18 protein-coding genes and 1 tRNA gene are annotated in these 17,850 nt (G+C 63.2%); 14 read left to right on the top strand and 5 right to left on the bottom strand.

Annotated elements, in window-relative coordinates:
• The 5 genes from CXY78_RS14455 (at position 1) to mftF (ending at position 5,387) form a co-directional block, all read left to right on the top strand.
• Entirely contained in the window at positions 1-915 is a 915-nt protein-coding gene (locus CXY78_RS14455) for a MoxR family ATPase (RefSeq protein ID WP_092338435.1), read from the top strand.
• Between the two features lie 99 nt (positions 916-1,014).
• Entirely contained in the window at positions 1,015-1,899 is an 885-nt protein-coding gene (locus CXY78_RS14460; RefSeq protein ID WP_199182624.1) for a VWA domain-containing protein, read from the top strand.
• Positions 1,900-1,926: 27 nt separating this feature from the next.
• Entirely contained in the window at positions 1,927-3,135 is a 1,209-nt protein-coding gene (mftD, locus tag CXY78_RS14465) for a pre-mycofactocin synthase MftD (RefSeq protein ID WP_104089953.1), read from the top strand.
• An 87-nt stretch (positions 3,136-3,222) separates the two neighbouring features.
• Positions 3,223-3,981 (top strand): mycofactocin biosynthesis peptidyl-dipeptidase MftE, encoded by a 759-nt coding sequence (gene mftE, locus CXY78_RS14470; protein ID WP_104089955.1) that lies wholly within the window; start codon positions 3,223-3,225, stop codon positions 3,979-3,981.
• The gene (gene mftF, locus CXY78_RS14475; protein ID WP_104089957.1) at positions 3,978-5,387 is read left to right on the top strand and encodes a mycofactocin biosynthesis glycosyltransferase MftF; all 1,410 of its coding nucleotides are present in this window, start codon (positions 3,978-3,980) and stop codon (positions 5,385-5,387) included. Before mftE ends, mftF begins: the two co-directional genes overlap by 4 nt.
• Before the next feature lie 142 nt (positions 5,388-5,529).
• On the opposite strand, the gene CXY78_RS22165 is transcribed toward mftF, so the two are convergent.
• Positions 5,530-6,027, bottom strand: a complete 498-nt coding sequence (locus CXY78_RS22165) for a GMC oxidoreductase (RefSeq protein ID WP_198412771.1) — start codon at positions 6,025-6,027, stop codon at positions 5,530-5,532.
• A 277-nt stretch (positions 6,028-6,304) separates the two neighbouring features.
• On the opposite strand from CXY78_RS22165, the gene CXY78_RS14485 reads away from it, so the two are divergent.
• The 5 genes from CXY78_RS14485 to CXY78_RS22170 all read left to right on the top strand — a co-directional run bounded on the left by CXY78_RS14485 (position 6,305) and on the right by CXY78_RS22170 (position 10,717).
• Entirely contained in the window at positions 6,305-6,946 is a 642-nt protein-coding gene (locus CXY78_RS14485) for an ABC transporter permease (RefSeq protein ID WP_104089959.1), read from the top strand.
• A 55-nt stretch (positions 6,947-7,001) separates the two neighbouring features.
• Positions 7,002-8,249: an ATP-binding cassette domain-containing protein gene (locus CXY78_RS14490; RefSeq protein ID WP_167552408.1), complete on the top strand. Its 1,248-nt coding sequence runs from the start codon at positions 7,002-7,004 to the stop codon at positions 8,247-8,249.
• Positions 8,246-9,082 (top strand): ABC transporter permease, encoded by an 837-nt coding sequence (locus tag CXY78_RS14495; RefSeq protein ID WP_104089961.1) that lies wholly within the window; start codon positions 8,246-8,248, stop codon positions 9,080-9,082. The genes CXY78_RS14490 and CXY78_RS14495 overlap by 4 nt, the downstream gene beginning before the upstream one ends.
• Complete coding sequence (locus CXY78_RS14500; RefSeq protein WP_104089963.1) at positions 9,083-10,108, top strand: glycine betaine ABC transporter substrate-binding protein; 1,026 nt, start codon at positions 9,083-9,085, stop codon at positions 10,106-10,108.
• A 168-nt stretch (positions 10,109-10,276) separates the two neighbouring features.
• On the top strand, positions 10,277-10,717 hold the full coding sequence (locus tag CXY78_RS22170; protein WP_369827326.1) for a recombinase family protein: 441 nt from the start codon (positions 10,277-10,279) through the stop codon (positions 10,715-10,717).
• Positions 10,718-10,742: 25 nt separating this feature from the next.
• On the opposite strand, the gene CXY78_RS14510 is transcribed toward CXY78_RS22170, so the two are convergent.
• From CXY78_RS14510 to CXY78_RS14520, 3 genes are all read right to left on the bottom strand, one after another.
• Positions 10,743-11,609: a DNA/RNA non-specific endonuclease gene (locus CXY78_RS14510; RefSeq protein ID WP_104089965.1), complete on the bottom strand. Its 867-nt coding sequence runs from the start codon at positions 11,607-11,609 to the stop codon at positions 10,743-10,745.
• Between the two features lie 144 nt (positions 11,610-11,753).
• On the bottom strand, positions 11,754-12,344 hold the full coding sequence (locus CXY78_RS14515) for a hypothetical protein (RefSeq protein ID WP_104089966.1): 591 nt from the start codon (positions 12,342-12,344) through the stop codon (positions 11,754-11,756).
• On the bottom strand, positions 12,341-13,879 hold the full coding sequence (locus CXY78_RS14520) for a sodium/proline symporter (protein WP_104089968.1): 1,539 nt from the start codon (positions 13,877-13,879) through the stop codon (positions 12,341-12,343). Before CXY78_RS14520 ends, CXY78_RS14515 begins: the two co-directional genes overlap by 4 nt.
• A 579-nt stretch (positions 13,880-14,458) precedes the next feature.
• Between CXY78_RS14520 and CXY78_RS14525 the strand changes: the two genes are divergently transcribed.
• Both CXY78_RS14525 and CXY78_RS14530 read left to right on the top strand, forming a co-directional pair.
• Complete coding sequence (locus tag CXY78_RS14525) at positions 14,459-14,707, top strand: hypothetical protein (RefSeq protein WP_104089969.1); 249 nt, start codon at positions 14,459-14,461, stop codon at positions 14,705-14,707.
• Positions 14,704-15,783, top strand: a complete 1,080-nt coding sequence (locus tag CXY78_RS14530) for a hypothetical protein (RefSeq protein WP_140425718.1) — start codon at positions 14,704-14,706, stop codon at positions 15,781-15,783. The genes CXY78_RS14525 and CXY78_RS14530 overlap by 4 nt, the downstream gene beginning before the upstream one ends.
• A gap of 196 nt (positions 15,784-15,979) precedes the next feature.
• Here CXY78_RS14530 and CXY78_RS14535 read toward each other — a convergent pair.
• Positions 15,980-16,063 (bottom strand) — tRNA-Leu (locus CXY78_RS14535).
• A 441-nt stretch (positions 16,064-16,504) separates the two neighbouring features.
• On the opposite strand from CXY78_RS14535, the gene CXY78_RS14540 reads away from it, so the two are divergent.
• Both CXY78_RS14540 and CXY78_RS14545 read left to right on the top strand, forming a co-directional pair.
• Positions 16,505-17,263: a DUF3662 and FHA domain-containing protein gene (locus CXY78_RS14540; RefSeq protein WP_104089973.1), complete on the top strand. Its 759-nt coding sequence runs from the start codon at positions 16,505-16,507 to the stop codon at positions 17,261-17,263.
• Positions 17,260-17,847 carry an FHA domain-containing protein gene (locus CXY78_RS14545; protein ID WP_104089975.1) on the top strand — a complete coding sequence of 196 codons (588 nt, stop codon included), beginning with the start codon at positions 17,260-17,262 and terminating at the stop codon, positions 17,845-17,847. The genes CXY78_RS14540 and CXY78_RS14545 overlap by 4 nt, the downstream gene beginning before the upstream one ends.
• The last annotated feature ends 3 nt before the right edge of the window (positions 17,848-17,850 follow it).

Here is a 17,850-nt window from a genome sequence, read left to right on the forward strand (position 1 = left end):
GTGGCACCCACCAGTACCATCGTCGACACCCAGAAACGGGTAGCCGCGCACCTTGTCGGCCGGGAGCGTGAGCTCGAACTGACGCTCGCGGCCATCGCAGCTAGCCGCGACATCCTGCTTGAGGGGCCACCGGGGACTAGCAAAACCACCATACTGAAAGCCATCACCGAAGAATGGGGTATCCCCTTGCACTTCGTCGAGGGCAATGCCGACCTCACCCCAGCCAAACTCGTTGGCCACCACAATCCCGCGCGGGTGCTGCGGGAGGACTACAGCGCCGACAACTTCGTGGCTGGGCCCCTCATCGAAGCGATGCAACGCGGCGGGTTCCTCTATATAGAGGAGTTCAACCGGGCACCGGAAGACACCCTCAACACACTGCTCACCGCAATGGCCGATCGCGCCATCGCGGTGCCCCGGGTCGGCACCATCATCGCGGCGCCGACCTTCCGAGTAGTTGCGTCGATGAACCCCTATGACAACGTCGGCACGACGCGGTTGTCGACGAGCGTGCACGACCGGTTGAACCGACTCGCGATCGGCTATCAGGACGAGCCAGCCGAACGCGGAATCGTCACGCTTCGCACCCAGGCCGACGGTGATCTCGCCAATCGCCTCGTTATCGACGCGGTATCCGTCACCCGGGCAACGAGGCGTCACCCGGATGTACGCCAGGGAAGCAGCGTGCGCGGCGCAATTGACTGCGTCCTCGTCGCGCTGCAACTCGCACTGCTTCGACACCTCAGGTCACCGCACGACGACGGCTACAAAGAACTCGTCTACGATGCCATGACCGTCTCCCTGTCCGGCCGCATCCACCTCGACGAGGCCGCGGAAAGCACGCCCGAGCGCGTGTTGCGACAGATCTGGGAAGACCATTTCATTCTGGAACCGGCCATTGCCGAGCCGGGTTGAAGGGAGATCGAAGCGGATACACCCCTTTCGAGGCCGGACCGCCAGAAACGGGCCAGAACCGCGTTGGGTCGCAAGCCGAAACAGCTCACGGAGGATCCGGTGGTCTTTGAGCCCGGCGGCGCGGGGAGCGCAGGCATGGTGTTGCGCGCGCAGACAATTGGGCGCGGTCCCGCGCCCAAATCGTCTCCGGGCACCACTGAAGCGGGAAACACCGACGAAATAGGTGAAATAGTGCTCGGTGGCACCGATGTGGTCGACATCGATCCCAGCGTGCGCGCCCGAGCCCGGCAGATAGCTGCGAGGCTGGCTATCCCCCAACCAAGAACAGACTCGCTGGCGCACCGCGGGTCGGGCAAGCTCACGAGTTTGCCCTATCGGGCCGGGTCGGACGAAATCGATCTCGATCGCACAATCGAGATGCTCGCCGAACACCCAATTCCGGAAGACGAAGACATCATCGTGCGGGAGCGCATTCGCACCCGCCGGTCGGTGGTGCTGCTCGTTGATGTGTCCGGATCAATGAAAGGCGAGCGAGTGCAGACCGCCGCCGCGACGGTCGGTGCCCTCGCGGGTGAACTCCAGCACGACTCCCTGGCCGTCATCGCGTTCTGGTCGGACGCAGCCATCCTGCTCGGTCTCGGCCGGGAGGTGAAGCCGATGGATCTGCTCGATTCCATCTTGCAGATGCCCGCCCGCGGACTCACGAACATCGCCTTCCCACTCGAACTCGCGGCGCGTCAGCTGGCGCAGGTACCAACACGGGAGGCGCGCGTGATCCTATTGTCGGACTGTGTGCATAATGCGGGTCCGGATCCACGGGAAAGCGCGGCCTGGCTGGGGCGACTCGACGTGCTCATCGACGTGAGCGGTGAGAAAGACATCGAACTCGGCCGGCAGCTCGCGACTGCCGGGCATGGAACCGCCCATCTCGTGCGCACCCACCGCGATGTCGCTCCGGCTATCAGTCGACTCTTTAGAACCTAAAACGACAACTAGAAAGCAGGAACTCCCATGGCAAAAAACGCATGGTTCGAAACCGTTGCCGAGGCACAGCGACGAGCCAAGAGTGCACTTCCCTCCTCCGTCTACAGTGCCCTCGTTGCGGGGTCTGAGCGCGGGCTGACCATCGACGACAACATGGCAGCGTTTGGCGAGCTCGGCTTCTCACCGCATGTCGCCGGGCACCATGCGGTGCGCGACCTAACGACAACCGTGATGGGCATCCCCATTTCTTTGCCAGTCATCATTTCCCCCACAGGTGTGCAGGCCGTGCACCCCGACGGTGAAGTGGCCGTTGCCCGGGCATCCGCTAACCGCGGCACTATCATGGGCCTGAGTTCGTTCGCCAGCAAACCCGTTGAAGACGTAATTGCTGCCAACCCAAACACGTTCTTCCAAATGTACTGGTCGGGATCGCGGGAATCGATGGTGCAGCGAATGGACCGGGCCCGGACCGCCGGCGCCAAGGGACTCATCGCCACCCTTGATTGGTCCTTCTCCAACGGTCGCGACTGGGGCAGCCCGCAGATTCCGGAAAAGATGAGCCTGAAGACAATGATCAACTTCGCGCCCAACGTGCTCCCCCACCCACAATGGCTCCTGCGCTTCGCGAAGTCCGGCCGTATCCCCGACCTCACCGCTCCCAATCTCACTCCGCCGGGCGGCACTGCACCGACATTCTTCGGCGCCTATTACGAGTGGATGCAGACGCCGCCACCCTCCTGGGAAGACGTCGCCTGGATGCGCGAAACCTGGGGAGGACCCTTCATGCTCAAGGGCGTCACCCGCATCGACGACGCCCACCGAGCCGTCGACACGGGTGTAACCGCCATCTCCGTGTCCAACCACGGCGGCAACAACCTCGACGGAACACCGGCGACAATTCGTATGCTCGCGTCGGTCGTCGAAGCCGTTGGCGGCGACGTGGAAATTGTGCTGGACGGCGGAATCCGTCGAGGCAGCGACGTCGCCAAGGCCCTCGCGCTCGGCGCACGCGCGGTCATGATCGGCCGCGCCTACCTGTGGGGCCTCGCCGCAAACGGCCAGGCCGGAGTCGAAAACGTACTCGACATTCTGCGTGGCGGACTCGACTCGGCCGTTCTCGGCCTTGGCCATGATTCAATCCACGAGCTCTCACCCGCAGACTTTTACATCCCGCCAACGTTCTCGCGCACCCTTGGAGCGACACTGAGCAACGTCGACGCTACGACCCGGCAATAATCACGTCACTATCAACCACGTCACCGCCATGGCGGCGGCGCACGGTACTTTTTGGGGCCAGACTTGAAGTCGAACGAGGGGGCACAAGTGGATGGTGAATTGGCGTATAGCACCTGGCCATCGCTGCCGCCGGCCCCAGTCGTGCTCGTACCCCTTGGCTCGACGGAGCAGCATGGACCACACCTGCCGTTCTCCACCGACACCATAATCGCCTCGGCGGTGGCAGAGCGAGTCGCCACGGATCTGACCATCAGGGGGCATTCGGTCGTCGTCGCCCCCGCCCTGCAGTACGGGGCGAGTGGTGAGCATCAGAATTTTCCGGGAACCGTGTCGATCGGCACCGAAGCGCTCACGATAGTCGTGATCGAGCTGGTGCGCTCGCTGTCGACCTGGGCTGGCCGCATTGTGCTCGTCAACGGCCATGGCGGAAACCTTGCTGCGCTCACCACATCCGTTTCTCTGCTCCGGGGCGAAGGTCACACTGTCGCCTGGGCTCCCTGCACGGTTGCCCGGGGAGATGCCCACGCCGGAATCACCGAGACATCGATTCTGCTGCATCTCGACGCCAAGTTGGTCGACCTGGCATCGGTTGTGCCTGGCGCGATGACGCCGATGTCTGCCCTTTTTAGCCGGCTCGCGTCGGAGGGCGTGCGAGCGGTGTCGCCGACCGGGATTTTGGGCGACCCGACCGGAGCCACCGCCACGACTGGCGCTGCCCTCATGGCTGAGATGTGCGACGGTGTGCAGCGCCGGATCCTCGGCGAGTCCATCGACCCCCGCGGTTGCCTCCGCGACCCCGCCCGGTGCACAGTCCCGGCACCCGTCGCCACGGAAGATCGAGCATGAAGCCGCCCGCTGCTCTGCTCCCACCCGGTTTCACGGTCGAACTCAACCGCACGGTCACGGTCCGTGACCAAGGCCGATCCTTGGTCGGAGGCTCCCCGACCCGCGCAATCTATCTCTCCCGGGCCGCCGTCAGAATGTTCGCCGGGCGCCTCCTGGCCGTCGACCGTGCCGGCTCGGGCGCCCTCGTTGACAAGCTGCTCGAAATTGGCATGGCCGATCCGGTACTCGACACGCTCCCGGCAGCGGATGAGAGCGACGTCACCTACGTGATTCCAACGTACGGTCGGCCGGAATCGCTCGACCGCCTCCTAACGAGTATTGGGCCACGCAAATCGGTCATCGTGGTCGATGATGCTTCGCCCGACCCCAGCGATGCGAAACGAATCGCCGCCGCAGCGGGAGCCCGTTTCATCGCTCTGCCCGAGAATCTGGGTCCGGCCGGCGCCCGCAATGCGGGGCTGCGATTGGTGCACACGACCTATGTAGTGTTCGTCGACAACGACATGGTCGTCACCGACGGTGCTGTAGCAATATTGCTCCGACACTTCGTTGATCCAAGGGTTGCCCTCGTCGCCCCGCGAGTGATCGGACTCCAGCTGTCGACCCGAGTCAACTGGATCTCTCGTTACGAAGATGCCCGGTCATCGCTCGACCTCGGACCGACTCCCGCCACGGTGCGGCCTCGCGCGCGGGTGTCGTGGGTGTCAACGGCTTTCGTCGTAGCCCGTGTCGAAGCCCTCGGCGCCGGGTTCAGCGACGGTATGCGAGTCGGCGAAGACGTCGACCTCGTTTGGACACTCGTCGAACAGGGCTGGAGGGTGCGCTACGAACCGGCCGCGACGAGCGCCCATGAACACCGAGTCACGTTTCCCGACTGGGCCAAGCGCAAAGCGTTCTATGGCACGGGCGGCCACGCACTGGCACTCCGACATCCAGGCAACATCGCCCCGGCGATCCTCGCGCCCTGGAGCGTCGGCGTCATCGTGGCGTTGCTCGCCCAGCGGGCCTGGTCGGTTCCTCTCGCCCTCGGAATTTCGGCCGTTGCCGCAGTGCGCATCTCGCGCAAGCTATCCCGCCACGAGCATCCGCTGCGTATCGGTATCGAGCTGACGGCCACCGGCGTCGCCGCATCGGTTTCGCAGACGATGGCCCTGCTCACGCGGCACTGGTGGCCGATCGCGGTGCTCGGCAGCATCATCTCCCGACGGGTACGCCGGGCAACGATCGCCGCAGCCATACTCGACGTCGTCCTCGACTACCGACGAACCAGACCGCAACTCGACATCGTGCGCTTCGGGATCGCACGCCGAGCCGACGACCTCGCCTACGGGGCAGGTCTCTGGCTCGGAGCGCTCCGCGGGCACTCAACGGCGGCGCTCCGCCCCGACATCCGCGGACGTCGCTAGTTATTCGATCATGCCGGAGCGCCGGAACTCGTCGACGAACGCCGTGGTCCTTTTCGACCCCGATCCTGCCTATACCGACCGCCTCGCACTGCTGCTTGAATAACTCGCTCGCAGAGCAGAGCTGCTGCCCTCTCTGTCAACCTTAGATAAGGCACCGGGATCGTCCCGAATAGTGTCGTAGAGGGCGGGGAAGGAGTTCCCCTTGACGAACGCAGTAATGACAGAACGTAGCTCGACCGGGCAGGCTGTAGGGATGGAAGATGTTCCCGATCCCCAGGTTCCCGAGCGTGCTCGGAGGCGAACCTATACCGCCAAGTACAAACGCGACATTCTGACCGAGTACGACAGCCTGAACCGGCAGGCCCGCGCACGAGCGTGGTTGGCAGTTCGAGGTGTCGGGGACGCGCAACCCTTCGATACCGTGCACGTGCCCGTATTGGTTGATGACGGCGCCCGGACCGTCCGCCGGCCCGAACCGCGCGTTGTCGCACAGATGAATCGCGGTGCTGCGGGAGTTCAGGAGTGCGGTTTTCTTTCTGCCAGGCCAGCCTGTCCGAGCAGGTACCGGGATTAGCGGGGTGATAGAGTCTGCGTGTCCTTTTCCGTGGCAGACCGCGCGGGCCGGCCGGGACAGCTGCAGGTCGGCTCAGGTCAAGGCCGTGGCTTCGGAGACGCGCAGCCCGGTGCTGATCAGCGTCATGCAAGTGTCCTCGTCCTCATTCGCGGGGGCGCAGGCGCACGTGATTAGACCGTAGCGTCTCGCTGCGTCCACAAGGCAGTAGCCGTGCAAGACTGGAGAATCATCTCTGCCTACGGCTCTCAGCCTGCGTCCCCATCCAGCTCCGCATCGGCGCCTCCAGTTGCCCCCGTGCCGGTGGCGGTGAATCCATGTGTGATCGAAGCGAAGGGGTTTTGATGTGTGGGATTTTGTAAGGAATCAGTATGAGCAGATCCTGTTCAGCAGTTGGCAGCACTTTAGCCTCGTCGTGCAATGCCTGATCCTGGCGACTGTCATCGCCGTCGTGCTGGCCGCCGTCGTCTACCGCAGTTCCGCGCTCACCGGGATCGTCAACTCCGTGTCTGCCATAGGCCTGACCATCCCATCGTTCGCGCTCATCGGGCTGCTCATCGCGCCACTCGGCTTCGGCGTCGTTCCTGCCGTCATCGTCGTAGCGTTCTTCGCTACCCTCCCCATTCTGCGCAACGCGGTCGTGGGCCTATCGGGTATCGCACCGTCGATCGTGGAATCCGCCCGCGGCATTGGCATGAGCCGGTTCCGCACGCTCCTGCAGGTAGAACTGCCCATGGCGTGGCCAATCATCCTCACAGGCATTCGGGTATCCGCTCAAATGGTCATGGGAATCGCCGCGATCGCCGCATATTCCCTCGGCCCAGGCCTGGGCGGATTCATCTTCTCCGGCCTGTCCCGCCTCGGCGGCGCCAACTCCCTCGAGTCGGTGATGACGGGCGTCATCGGCGTTGTCGTGCTCGCCCTTATTCTTGACCTCCTTCTCGTCGGCCTCGGCCGCCTGACCACACCCCGAGGTATCCGTGTCTGAACTCATTGCATCCAACAGCGCAGAATCCACCAGCACCGAAGATTCCCCGACAGGCATCACCGGTGCGAACATCCTGCTGGACCACGTCACTAAGCGTTTCCCCGGCCAGGCGCGCCCCGCGGTCGACGGTCTGACCATGGAGATCCCGGCCGGCAAGATCGTCATGCTCGTCGGCCCCTCGGGCTGCGGCAAGACCACCACCCTGAAAATGATCAACCGACTCATCGAACCGACCGAGGGCCGCATCGTCGTCGACGGTGACGACGTCACCAACATGAACGGCGATACCCTGCGCCGAGGCATCGGCTATGTCATTCAGGCCGGGGGGCTCTTTCCCCATATGACGGTGGCCACCAACATCGGCCTCGTGCCGAAAATGCTCGGCTGGGACAAGGCCCGTATCGCGGCGCGGGTCGACGAACTCCTCGAGCTCGTCTCCCTCGACCCGGTGCTCTACCGAAACCGGTACCCCAAGGAACTCTCTGGCGGCCAGCAGCAACGCGTCGGCGTGGCGCGCGCCCTCGCGGCCGACCCACCCGTGCTACTCATGGACGAGCCCTTCGGCGCCGTCGACCCGATCACCCGCCTACGCCTGCAAGACGAACTACTCAACATCCAAGAAGAACTGCAGAAGACCATCGTCTGCGTCACCCACGACTTCGACGAAGCCGTCAAGCTCGGCGACTGGATCGCCATCTTCAACGAGGGCGCCCAGCTCGAACAGTACGACACCCCGGAACGCATCCTCGGCGACCCGGCCAACGAATTCGTCGAAAACTTTATCGGGTCAGGCGCCGGCCTCAAACAGCTCACCCTCACCCGGGTGGCAGAGGTCGGGTTCGGCGACGCCGTCGTGGGAAGCCCCGGCGAACGGGCAGCGGATGTCCTAGCCCGCCTCATCGACGCCGGCCACGGCCACGCGGTCATCGTCGATGAGCGTCACCGTCCCATCCAGTGGCTCTCCCGCCGCAAGCTCGGCCGCCTCGAGCTCATTAGCAACGTTCCCGATCCGAAACTTCCGGTCGTCGGCTACCGTGCCACGCTCAATGACGCACTCGACACAATGCTCGTCTCCAGCGCCGGAGCCGCGCTCGTCACCGGCCGCCGCGACATGTTCAAGGGCGTCATCGACGTGCAGACCGTCATGGACGCCATTACCCGGTCACAGACCGCTGCCGTGCTCGAGTCGGACCAAGCGCCCGTCGGACTAAACACCGGCGTGTTCCAAGCGCAGGCGCCTGCCACCGACGCCGACCTGAACGAGACCGAGAGCAACGGCGCCGACGCGCGGGCCGGTCAATGAGCACCCGCCGCCGAACTACAGAAGCCGGCATTTCCGGCGGCGACTCCGCCGTCGAAACACCCGGCGACCCGGCCGCGCCGGCAGTACCGGTCAGTCGTGCCCGCGCGGTATGGCAATCCTGGCGGGGACTGGTCTACCAGCTGGCCGGTATTCTGCTCGCATTCCTCGCGCTCGTCATCTGGCTACTGACGGCCAACCTGTCGCCGATCGAACTGACCACACTCGCCCCGGACGCGCTCTGGGTTTACACCGTGCAGCATATCCAGCTCACCCTCCTCGCCGCGGTGATCGTGTTGGTCATCGCGATTCCCTTGGGAATCGCCCTGACCCGACGATCCCTGCGGTTTCTGACCGCTCCGGTGCTCGCGATCGCCAATGTTGGTCAAGCCGCCCCTGCGATCGGCGTCGTCGTCCTCCTCGCATTCTGGGTTGGTTTCGGCTTCTGGGCAGCGACGCTGAGCCTCGTGCTTTACGCGGTGCTCCCGGTGCTGCGCAACACCATGGTCGGCCTGCAGCAGGTCGACGCCCGCCTCATCGAAGCCGGACGTGGCATGGGCATGAGCTCCACAGCCGTGCTCTTTCGCGTGGAACTCCCTCTTGCCGTGCCGGTCATGCTGTCAGGCGTGCGTACCGCCCTCGTTCTGCTGGTCGGCACCGCCGCCCTGGCCACGTTCGTCAACGGCGGCGGACTCGGCATCCTCATCACCACCGGCGTCAATCTCAGCCTCACCCCCGTGCTCGTCACTGGAGCCCTATTGGTGGCTCTGCTGGCCCTCCTCATCGACTGGATCGGCCGCGTAGCAGAACACGTCGCCCGCCCGAAGGGACTCTAGATGCACCCCCCCTCTTTTCACACCCGCCGCGGACACGTCGGCCACTGGGCTCAAGCAACGAGCGTCCTCGCCCTGTCCGCCGTCGCCCTGACCGGCTGCGGCCTGCAACCGGCGACCTCATACGTTCCCGCGGTTGGACCCGGGTCGATCACCCCGCTCGACGGTGCCGACGGTGTCGACCTCACCGTCACGTCCAAGAACTTCACTGAGCAGCTACTGCTCGGCAAGATCGCGGTGCTCGCCGGGACCGCCGCTGGATTCGACGTCACTGACCTCAGTAACGTGCCCGGCAGCCAGCCGGCCCGCGAGCTGCTTCTCTCTGGCCAGGCCGACGTGCTCTGGGATTACACCGGAACCGCATGGTTGACCTACCTCGGTCAGGCCGAGGCGATCACTGACCAGAACGAAATGTGGCAGGCCGTGTACGACCTCGACCTCACCAACGGTGTCACCTGGGGCGCGCCGGCACCGATGAACAACACCTACGCCCTCGCTGTGCGCAGTGAGGCAGTCGCCGACCTCGGCGGCATCACGGCCATGTCCGAACTTGCCGCGTTGCCGGTCGAGGATCGCACCTTCTGCGTCGAGTCCGAATTCAACTCCCGGCCAGACGGCCTGAACCCCATGCTCGCCCATTACGGACTGGAACGTGGCACCGCCAACGGCGTGCCCGACAGCAACATCGGCATCTACGACACCGGTGCCATCTACAGCGCAACCGACAACGGCGCCTGCAACTTCGGCGAAGTCTTCACAACTGACGGTCGCCTCGACGCGCTCGACCTCACAGTCCTGACCGATGACCTCGCATTTTTCCCGGCATACAACGTGGCACCGATCTTCTTCACCGACACAATCAAGGCCCACCCCGGCCTGGAAAAGGTCTTCGCCAAGATATCACCGAAACTCACCGACGAGGTCCTGCGCGGCATGAACCGTCAAGTTGACGTCGACGGTGCCGAACCCGCCGATGTGGCCTATGAGTGGATGATCGAGGAGGGTTTCATCACCGACCCAGCCAGCTAACCAGACACGGGCGACGGATGCCGCGAACAGCACGATCGTCCGGGCCAGCATCGCAGAGGCAGGCCAGGCGTGCAGATGCTCGAACAGCTCCTCATCGAGCCCAGTACGGCCAGCTTCGACGCCCCGGAGTGCCGACCCGACACGGTGGTAAGTAGGCCGACAGCGATGATGATACGACGAACAGGCTCGTGGCGTGGGTCACGCCGTCCAACCAAACAGAAACGACTCGCATGCGTGCTCCGACGGGGCAGCACACGCGATACACGAATACCGCGACGACATACTCACCCCGCTGCGGGCCGACCTGGACCAGTCACGCACAAGTGCACGCGAGCAGCGCACCCGTTCCGACCGCGCCGAAGCACCCTTGTGAACGTCATGGGAGCTTTCGCTGAGTTCGAGCGGTCGCTGATTCGTGAGCGTCAGCGCGAGGGTATTGCATTGGCTAAGACGCGTGGCCTATACCGCGGTCGCACCCCGTCACTGGACACGGCCCGTGCGGCCGAGCTGCGCGAGAAGGCTGCCGCTGGCGTGCCGAAATCTGTTCTTGCTCGACAGTTTGGGATCAGCCGCGAAACCGTCTATGTCTACCTCGGCGCCGGGGACTGAGCTGGCTATAGACGATTCGGTGTGGTTAGAGGTGGATTCCTGCGGTGTCGACCAGTTCGACCCAGCGCGTTCGACGGTCGATGTCTTCTCGGATAGCTGGGGCCGGGGCGTATACGTCTGCGTCAGATAGGGCGGCCAGGTTGAGGCCGGTGAGGTCGGTGATGTCCACGATGGGTACTTGGTAGGTGCGGTACGGCCCCAGCGGCGGGGGATTACCGTACATGAGGGCTGGAGCGCGGTCCGTGTCGAGGTCGATGTCTTCTAACTGTGGACTTTGGTCGAGGACGAATCCGGCAGCGTGAAGAGCGGTGGAGCCTCTTGTGGTCGTGGTCCATGCCGCGATCTTCCAGAACGCTTGTGGAATCTTCACGCCGCGGTATATCGGGTCCTGGGTTGAGAGCACGGGGGCGGTGAAGACGCTGATGCGATTACCGTTTGTGCGTGCGTAGGTGAGGACGTGGTCCTCGAGGCCAAGCCGGAGTTCTTTCGATTGGTTAAAGGCTCCGGCTTGCGGGGCGGCGTTGGTGTAGGCGAAGGTATCGTAATTCGCACGCCTGGCTGTCGTTGTGTCGCCCCAGACCGGGTCCTGTCGCCGGACGAGGTGTCCGCGGTCGAGATCGTTTCTGGCGTAGACGCCCTCCCCGGCCTGTTCGTAGACCGGGACACGCGAGTCGAGGTGCCAGTCGTCGCCCCGGTCAACAGTAATGAGCTGATCCCCGTCGATGTTGACGCCGATCGCGATCGCGAGGCGCCGCGCGGGGTCGAGGAGCACGGTGAAATGTGTGTAAAGCAGTTCACGAATCAGGGTGCCCGCAGGAGGGACGGGGAGCGGCAGAGGAATTTCAAGGAAATCGGCGTTGTATCCAGCAGGATAAAGTAAGGGGGCGTTCATGGTGATAGTCAAGCAGCCAGAGCCGACAGTTGGGGCTTTCGGATATACATGGCGGAGGTGATGGGGACGATCCTCTAACGTGGTGCCGTTTCCTACCGATGGATTCTGCGAAGCCAAGTAATCGAGAACAGGCGCAATTAGTCCTTACCCGGCGGCGGTTGGTTCGATCTGAACGACTCCACCGGGCACCAGATGATAGGCGCCGTTCAAGGCGTCGACCAAGACTTTCACTGTGCCGCCATCCGCGGGCAATTGCAAGTCGAGTAGCCAATTCGGCTTATACAACAACGGGTCTCTGCTGACGCTTGTGACCTCGATCGGGATCACGGCGCGACGTCGGTGCAGAGCGGTGCGTACCGCGCATTGCCGGGCATCGTTCTCGGCGTGTTCTTTACTGATCGTTGCGGGAGCAGCATCCAGTGTTTCGCACGGTTCAATCAGAACCGGATCGGGCCAAGGATCGCTCGTGCTCGTGCCGCCGCTGCACCGGTCGACCAAGATATGGGCGACTCCGTAGATGCTTCGGCCGAAAGCTCGCTGTTGAACGGCGTAGACATAGCCGGCATAGGGATGGTGCACTAAGCGGGCGTTCGTGCAGACGAGATCGGGAGCGCGGTTCAGCACGAGCCGGATAGCCCGATTGCGACTGATACCGGCGGGAATACGACGGGCCGGCTGGTCGGCAGTGGTGGGCGGAGCTGGTTGTGGCCCGACGACCGGTATCGCGGCGCTCAACGGACCGACGCTTCCGTCGCCATGATCACATCTTGGCCCTTAAGTAGTTGGGCTGGGATCGGGCCGAGACGCTCCGTTTCGCCGAGGGCCGCCTGAATGTGTGCCGGGACGGGGCAGCTCGTCTGCGTCAGCAGGCTGCCTACAATCATCGCCGTGACGGAGCTGACGATGCCTACGAGCATCGAATCCAATCCCGTGCGCGAAACCAGGCTGAAGATCTCCCAGACCACTGGGACGGCGGTTCCCACGATCATCGAGGAGATCGCCCCAACGGTGTTCGCCTTCTTCCACCACACGGCAGCCACGTAACAAGGCACAAAGGCGCTGCCCAGAATCGTCGTCGCGAAGATTACGAGAGCGAAGACCGCTGGAGGCTGAAAAACGGCGATGAAGAATCCGACGATGGCCAGGGCGAGCACCATACCGCGGGAAACCCACACCATGTTCTTCTCGTTCATCTTCTTATTGATGAAGCGATGGTAGATGTCCCGACTCGCAATGGTACCGGCTTGCAGCAGGATCGAATCCGCCGTGGACATGATGGCAGCCATAATGCCGGCCATGACGATGCCTACCACGGCGGGGGGAAGCAACAACTGAGCGGTGGCGAAGATGGCCATCTCCGGGTCCGTGCCGATCGGAACGATCAGGAGAGCAACGATGCCGACGAGGTACGGGGCCGGAACGAAAAGAATATTGAAGAGCATTGAGTAACCGCCGGCTTTGCGCGCGACACTCGGGCGCTTCATGGCCATGTGCCGGGTCACCACGTGCGGCCAGCCCAGGTAGCCGATCGAGAACACCAACAGCGCCCCGATAATCAGCCCCCACTGGCCGTAATTTGCGAGGTCTTTTCCCCACATCGTCAGCAGAGAGGAATCGATCTCACCGATTCGCGCATTGGCAGCACCAAGGCCGCCGAGGGTGGCCAGCGCTGCGAAGAGAACCCACAGAACCCCGATCAACATGATGATCGCCTGAAAGAAATCCGTGTATGCCACAGCGAGATAGCCGCCCAGGAACGTGTATAGAACGATGACACCGATGGCAATGCCGAGGGCGAGCGGATAGGAGAAGCCGGTAACCAGCGCCAAGCCCTTTCCGCCAGCAATGAACTGCGCCAGAACATAGAAGAACAGGCATATCAGTGCGAGCGGAGCGGCGATTATGCGAGTGAGCGCCGACGGATAGCGACGTTCCAGGTATTCGATTGAGGTGACGGCCCCGAGGATTTGGGACAGCTTGCGCATGCGCCGCCCCAGCACGGACATGTTGAGCACGCCGCCGCCGAGGTCGCCGAGCGCGTACCAGAGGCTCCAATAACCCTGGGTGTAGGCCAGCGAGCCAGCGCCAAGAAACATATACCCGCTCATGGATGTGCTTTGCAAGGTCAAGGCAGTGACAGCGGGCCCCATGCTTCGACCCCCGAGCAGGTAGTTATCCAGGCCCTTACCCGCGCCCCGGCGCATGGCCCAGATGCCAATGCCAATGAGAATTAAAAAGTAGAAAAGTAGGAAGTTGATCTCGGTAGTCATTCCGGACCCCCTTCGTCTTCGCGCGCCCAATGCCGGGACACCCACATAAACCCGACGGTATAGAGAATCCAGAACACGGGAACTCCGATCAACACTGATGAAGTAAAAATGGGCAGGTTTAACAACAGTTCTCCTGGCGGGTTGGCCGTCTAAGCATTCATTTGCTCGGGCGGGATTTAGCAGGGCTGCCCTGCCGCGTGCTCGGTTCGGCCGGCGAGGTCATCAAAGACTTTTGGCGTGGCTTCGAGCTGACAAGGGTACCTGGTTCGGTACGTTGTGGGCTGCAATCCCCCTCTCAAGCCGTAGCAATCGGCTACCCACAGTTGGGTCGAGAGCGATCAGAACGAAGGTATTCCTCCGGAAAGATTCGGCACAATCATGCACGTCTGCGCGATATTTTTGCACAAAAACAGCTATCCACCAGCTATTTAAAGAATATAATTTGGTCCGAGGGTGCTGCGTTGCGACCTCGGTCTATATGTGATCTAAGCTGTCCCCCCGACTTTTGGAGCTTATAGGCATTGTCAGTCAGGCACAAGGCAGCGAGCCAGTATCACCGCCGCAAGTGTCTCCGATGCTGTGAGACACAGTGTCCACGATGCGGAATTTGCCAAGGCGAATGAGACCAGCGACAAATTCCGCCCCCGCAGTGACCGGCTGCGCGCGACCTGGATTGTTACCCACCTTCAGGCTGGCACCCGCATCAAGGAGCTCACTCGCGCTCTCGGTGTGGAGAAGTTTGAAAACCTGCCACGCTACCTGGAGCATGTCCAAGCACTCGATGTTGCCTCCTATCGCGCACAGCTGCGCGGGACGGTTATACAGTGAGCGCGTCAACCTCGGATGCCGCGCTTCTGGAGGAACGGATGCAGTCCACGTTCGGCATGACCCGACTGGACTACAAGCGCGAACGCGCCCGCGGCCCCGTCTCACGCGCCTACCTCAACAACGCCATCCGCATCGTCGACAACTCCGGCGTCGTGACCAAACTTATCGAGTGGCGATACGCGCGCTTGAAATCAAACGCCGGCGTCAAACCAACCATCCCTTTTCGCGCTGTGCTCGTGCTCTTTCTCCTGCACGTGCAACTGGGGTACGGCATCAACTATCACCGCATCGCGGAAACCCTCGACGTGCACTTCCACGACGAAGAATTTGCCCTGCTCGGAATACAAAACCACGCCGGCGACCACGATGACTGGTACCAACGTCTGTGGCGCTCAGCGAATCGTATGATGGCTCTCATCGACCCCTACCCCGGTCCCCGCAATAAGCGGTTGAAGCCGAAGGCCTATGCGAAATTGCTCACGAAGCAAGCAACGCCGAAGGCCACACGAAAGTCTGCACGCAATCTTGAGCGCCTGGACTGGCTCTGCGAACAACTCCTCCACACCAGCGTGCGCATGCTGCCCGCAGACATCTGGGCCAAATACACCGGCAACATCGCCGCCGACGCGACTCTGATTCCGGGAACCGGTCGACCCAACCCGACCGACCCGACCCTGCGGCGCGGCAATGCCGACTCCCACTCCGGACGCTACCGGCGCGAAGGCAGCCACGGCGGCCTGGGTGCCAAAACCGATAAGGCCGGCTACGAACTCGAAATCAGCGTCATGGTCTGGGACAAGCCCGGCCAGAACATGCTGTTCCCCTCACTCATCACCGCCGTCGGTTTTCACCGGCCGGGAGAAATCATCGGGCACGGCGCAAAGCTCGTCGACTCCCACCAACGCCTCGGCTTCACCAGCGGCCTAGTCATCGTCGACCGTGCCTACAACGGGGAAAGGGCCCGCAACTTTCAAATTCCGTTGAGGCTTCGCGGCTGCGAGCTCGTCATCGACTATAAGAAGACTGATCTCGGGCTGCAAAACCAATGGGGTGACCTCATCCTCCTCCAGCACTAACCACCCGCGCACCGAAAACTTCAGCCTGCCCACCCGCAGGCCTTTTCCTATTTAAGAGGTCACCCCCGCCTCGACCGGCCCGGTCAGCCCCGCCAACACCGTTAAAAACCGAAGGCCGGCCGAGTATTTCTACTCAACCGGCCTGTTCGCTTGGATTTCACGAAAACGAGACTTCAATTTCCTGAAACACCCAGAGTGCGCGAGAGGGGACTTGAACCCCTACGTCCTTTCGAACACTGGCACCTGAAGCCAGCGCGTCTGCCAATTCCGCCACTCGCGCGAACTTAGGAATGCTAACACTGCGAGGGGGGTCAGCGCCATTCGACGGCGCGCCGCGCGGGTCCGGGGGCTGAATCGGCCCAATCTCGGCCCCCGCAGCCATGACTGCGCCCGAAATTGGTAGCCGCGCCGGTAATTACTGCAGCGCCCACCGGTATCGGGCGCGACCATCAGGAGAGCCCGCCTATCGGGCGCGGGCACAACGGATGCCCGCCTCGGCCAGCCTCGGAGAGAACGGATGCCACCGCCCGAAACGGCCGCGCAGCATCCGCTCCCCGCCACCTATCGAAAAATACCCACGGAATGCCCATAATGGGCCCCGAATTCGGTCCGGGACCCTCCGCGGGTAGTATGGCTGTTCGTGCCGTTTGCGCCCTGAAGGTGGGTTGTCGCCCGAGACAAGTAACATGCTCATAGCCAAACGGACCGGATCGGGAGACCTGTGGGCATACTGGATAACTTTGAAAAAGGCTTGGAGCGCGCCGTCAACGGAGCGTTCGCCAAGACCTTTCGATCGGGCTTGCAGCCGGTGGAAATAACCTCCGCGCTGCGTCGTGAGCTCGACACCAAGGCCGCTGTCGTCGCGCGGGATCGCATCCTCGCGCCCAATCGCTTTACCGTGCGCATGTCCCACACCGACTACACCCGCATGAGCGCGCTCGGCGTCACCCTCATTGACGAGCTCACCGCCCTCGTGCAAAAGCACGGCACCGAGCAGCGCTACCAGTTCACCGGCGGCATCGATATCACCCTGCAAGACGACCGCAGCCTCAGCGAGGGCATGGTGCAGATCGACTCCAGCTCGGTCAAGAGCAACGTCGCCTGGAGCCCGGTGCTCGACATCAACGGCACCCGGCACCCCCTGGTCAAGGCCCGCACCGTGATCGGCCGTGGCTCCGACGCCGACATCACCGTCGACGACACCGGCACCTCGCGTCGCCACGTCGAAATCCTCTGGGACGGCTCGCGCGCCCAGGTGCGTGACCTCGGCTCCACCAACGGCTCCCAGCTCAATGGCGCCCCGGTCAGCCAGGCCATCCTCGAGCCCGACTCGGTCGTCACCATCGGTCGCACCCGCATCGTGTTCCGCGTGCTCGCCCAGGCCTCACCAGACTCCCGCGAGTACCCGCGCGCCGCGCCGCCGGCCGACCCGCCCACCGAACGCCACGATATGGGCGGATTCTGGGGGCCGAACACATGAACGTCAGCGAACTGACCCTGCTGGTGCTGCGCATCGGCTTTCTGCTCTTGCTTTGGATGTTCATCTTCGGCATCGTCTACGCCCTGCGCAGTGACCTGTTCGGCCAGCGCGTGCGCAAGATGAAAACGGATGCCGCCGCCCCCGCCGCCGCATTCCCGGCATCCGCTGTTCCCGCCGTCGTCCCCGGCCCCGTCGCTGCCCCCGCTGCCGCTGACGCCTTCACGCCGCCGGTCGCGCGCGCCAGCCCGGCGGGCGGGAATTCAGGGGCAGACGGGGGAAGGGCGACTGCCCAGAACACCACCCGCCTGGTCATCACGAGCGGCCCGAAGGCCGGCACGGAGTTTCCGCTCGGCGCCGAAACCATCACCATCGGTCGTTCGAGCGACTCCAGCCTGGTCATCCGCGACGATTACACCTCCACGCACCACGCGCGTCTCATGCTCTGGAACGACGAGTGGATGCTGCAAGACCTGGATTCCACTAACGGCACCTTCCTGGCCGGCTCCCGCGTCACCGTGCCGACCAAAATTCCCCTGAACGCCACCGTGAAGATCGGCGCCACCAGCTTCGAGCTTCGGCGGTAGGTC

Origin of the sequence: Cryobacterium sp. N19 (assembly GCF_002929595.1) — a bacterium.
Taxonomy (GTDB): domain Bacteria; phylum Actinomycetota; class Actinomycetes; order Actinomycetales; family Microbacteriaceae; genus Cryobacterium; species Cryobacterium flavum.

Coding starts and splice junctions, on each gene's coding strand:
- CXY78_RS14500 (WP_104089963.1), top strand. CDS start 9,083: ATGCACCCCCCCTCTTTTCACACCCGCCGCGGACACGTCGGCCACTGG.
- CXY78_RS14545 (WP_104089975.1), top strand. CDS start 17,260: ATGAACGTCAGCGAACTGACCCTGCTGGTGCTGCGCATCGGCTTTCTG.
- mftD (WP_104089953.1), top strand. CDS start 1,927: ATGGCAAAAAACGCATGGTTCGAAACCGTTGCCGAGGCACAGCGACGA.
- CXY78_RS14510 (WP_104089965.1), bottom strand. CDS start 11,609: ATGAACGCCCCCTTACTTTATCCTGCTGGATACAACGCCGATTTCCTT.
- CXY78_RS14520 (WP_104089968.1), bottom strand. CDS start 13,879: ATGACTACCGAGATCAACTTCCTACTTTTCTACTTTTTAATTCTCATT.
- CXY78_RS14495 (WP_104089961.1), top strand. CDS start 8,246: ATGAGCACCCGCCGCCGAACTACAGAAGCCGGCATTTCCGGCGGCGAC.
- CXY78_RS22170 (WP_369827326.1), top strand. CDS start 10,277: ATGATACGACGAACAGGCTCGTGGCGTGGGTCACGCCGTCCAACCAAA.
- mftF (WP_104089957.1), top strand. CDS start 3,978: ATGAAGCCGCCCGCTGCTCTGCTCCCACCCGGTTTCACGGTCGAACTC.